General features: G+C 46.4%; 2 protein-coding genes. Both read left to right on the top strand.

What is annotated here, in order from left to right; translation table 11 throughout:
• The coding region (locus tag ACEW8S_RS17755; protein ID WP_373519451.1) for a SusC/RagA family TonB-linked outer membrane protein at nt 1-2,136 on the top strand (2,136 nt) is incomplete at its 5' end.
• A 10-nt stretch (nt 2,137-2,146) separates the two neighbouring features.
• Nucleotides 2,147-2,992: RagB/SusD family nutrient uptake outer membrane protein (locus tag ACEW8S_RS17750; protein WP_373519450.1), on the top strand; the 846-nt coding region annotated here is incomplete at its 3' end.

The following is a 2,992-nucleotide window of genomic DNA, read 5'->3' as shown; positions in this document are numbered from 1 at the left end:
GTATCGAACCATCAGCTGTCATTTTCAGGGGGTTCCGAAAAAATAAACTACTATGTTTCCGGAAATTATTTCGACCAAAAAGGGGTGGTCATCAATTCCGGTTTTGAACGCTTTTCCTTTCTCAGTAATATTGACGTTCAGGCAACCGAGCGATTGAAACTTGGTTTCAACGCCTATGGTAATCGCGGCACGAAAAAAGGCGTTTCTACCCAAGCGGGTAGCGGTGGCGCCAGTGGCGGTGATGTTATATCGTTGGCCTATCGTTTTGCGCCGGATCGCCCGGTTCAAAATCCCGATGGCTCCAATACCCAAAACCCTGTGGGTGACGCGTTCGACAATCCGTTTGCCGTGGCAACGGAAAGTGTCGATGATACCAAAACGGACGATTACCGGGCCAATTTCTATGCGGAATATGAATTTATCGAAGGTCTAACCTTTAAAACTACCTTTGGTTTTGATGCCCGCAACCGTACACGGGGTAGGTTTCAGCCTTCCACCCTACTCGGCACCGCTGGAGGTCAAGGGGGAATCGCCAGTCTGGAATCCTTGAAAGAAACCAATATTCTTTCAGAGAACTATCTTACCTATACGAAAGAAATCGGTAGAAGCAATTTGACCGCCCTTTTAGGATTTTCCTATCAAAAAAATAGGGCAGAACGCTTTAGGGCCGAAACCCAGAACCTGGTCAGCAATAGCCTCTCCTATTTTAATCTTGGTGCCGGTGCCAACGTTCAGACACCTTCATCATCGCTTACGGAACAGGTCATCGTTTCTCAATACGGAAGATTGAACTATGAGTATGACGATAGATACCTGCTGACCTTTACGGCTAGACGGGACGGAGCTTCCAACTTTGCGGAAAACAACAAATATTCGTTTTTCCCTTCGGGTGCCGTGGGTTGGAATATTTCCAATGAAGGTTTTTTGAAGGATAATGAAACATTGTCCAATTTAAAACTTCGTGCCAGTTACGGGGTTACGGGTAATCCATCTATAGACCCCTATCAATCCCTTGCCAGCTTCGAATCGATTTATGCCGCTGTTGGCACCGAGCAAGTAAGTGCGATCGTTCCGCGGCAATTGGCGAATCCGGATTTGAAATGGGAGTCCTCCTACCAAACCAATTATGGTATCGACATCGGCTTTTTAAATAATCGGATCAACCTGACCTTGGATTATTATAATATCGACACCAAAGACCTTATTTTAGGTGATTCATCGGCACCCGAATATTTTGGTCTGGCTAACCTGACCGCTTTGCGGAATGTTGGTGAAATTAACAACGAAGGTTTTGAGGTTACCCTGAACACTAAAAATGTGATTACGAACAATTTTTCATGGACCACCGATTTTAATTGGTCCCGTAACCGAAACGAGGTAGTTACCTTGATAGAAGGTCAAGATATATTCTTGGATTCCGCCCCTGGTTCCTTTTTACAGGACCAAACGCATTTGTTACGGGAAGGCGAACCCGTGGGTGTTTTTTTCGGGTATGAATATCAAGGCGTTTATCAAGGAGGGGACTTTCCAGCAGGTCTTGCTACCTATTCCGACGCGGAAGCCGGTGACGAACTTTTTACGGACGTCGATAGCGATGGGTTGATAACCGGTGACGACCGAAAAATTATCGGGGACCCCAATCCCGATTGGACCGCCGGTTTCAACAACAATTTTAGGTATAAGGGTTTTGACCTGAACGTTTTCTTTCAGGCTTCCGTTGGTGGTGATATTTTTAGTTATACATTTTTAGAATTAGCCTCCGGGGAATCGAATGCGACCACAGAAGTATTGAATGCATGGACGCCCTCGAACACAGCGACCGATGTGCCTTCTGCCAAGGTAAGGGAAAAACGTATCAATTCACGCTTTGTTTATGACGGCGGCTACGTACGCCTTAAAAACCTGGCACTGGGGTATAACCTTCCGGATGACACGGTTCAAAGATTGGGCGTGCAGGGCATTAGACTGGGCCTAAGTGCCCAAAATTTACTAACTTTTACTGACTTTCCGGGTACGGATCCAGAAGCTACCTATCAAAGCTCGGGAAATCAAAATAGCAATGTGAACAGAGGTTTCGATTATGGTAGCTACCCGAATATACGATCTTTGACACTATCAGTAAACTTAAAATTCTAAATAAAACACCATGAAAAATTATAAATATATAGGGCTACTTTTGGCTTTGCTCTTCGTAAGCTGTTCTTCGGAATTGGAAGAAGAGCCTCAGGGCGTTCTTTCGCCGGTTGGTTTCTTTAATTCCCCTCAAGATGTACAGACCGTAATAAACGGTGCCATCGGCAATATGGCCACGGAAGCCTACTGGGGGAGAAAAATCTCTATGGCCATTATGTTAAGAAGCGATATGGCGACCATCGGCGACCAGGGTACCCCGGCCCGACGAAGGGAAGTCAACAACTTTACCATGGGATCCGACAACGGTGTGATTACCGAACTTTGGCCAAAGGCCTATCAAGTCGTAGCGGGCGCGAACGAAGCCATTTTACAGGCCGAACAGCTAGATGTACCTGCCGAGCAAATAGACCCCATACGTGCCCAGGCCCATTTTTTCAGGGCTTATACGTATTATCATCTGGTACGTTTTTTTGGCGATATTCCGTATTTCGACCAACCTGTAGGTCCGGAGAATACAGAGGAGTATAAAACGGCCGCCAAGACCCCGGAAGCCGAAGTTTACCAAAATATTATTGCCGACCTTGAAGAGGCGAAGGCCTTTCTTCCGAATACCCAGCCGACCAGTTCATTGCCTACTAAAGCCACCGCTGCAGGATTTCTGGCTTCGGTCTATCTTACCATTGGAGACTATCAAAAAGCCTACGACGAAGCGAAGTTCGTGATCGATGGCGAAGGGGAATTCAACTTGGGCCTAGCAGCGGATTTTCAAGATCTTTTTAATGCGGACGAACAGGATGGACTTAATGAATTTTTGCTCACCTTGAACTTCAACGGGTTCAGCGACGGCGATACGGGCAGG

The sequence above is a fragment of the Pricia sp. genome (assembly GCF_041745955.1).
GTDB lineage: Bacteria > Bacteroidota > Bacteroidia > Flavobacteriales > Flavobacteriaceae > Pricia.
This window is presented reverse-complemented; position numbering and strand designations above follow the sequence as displayed.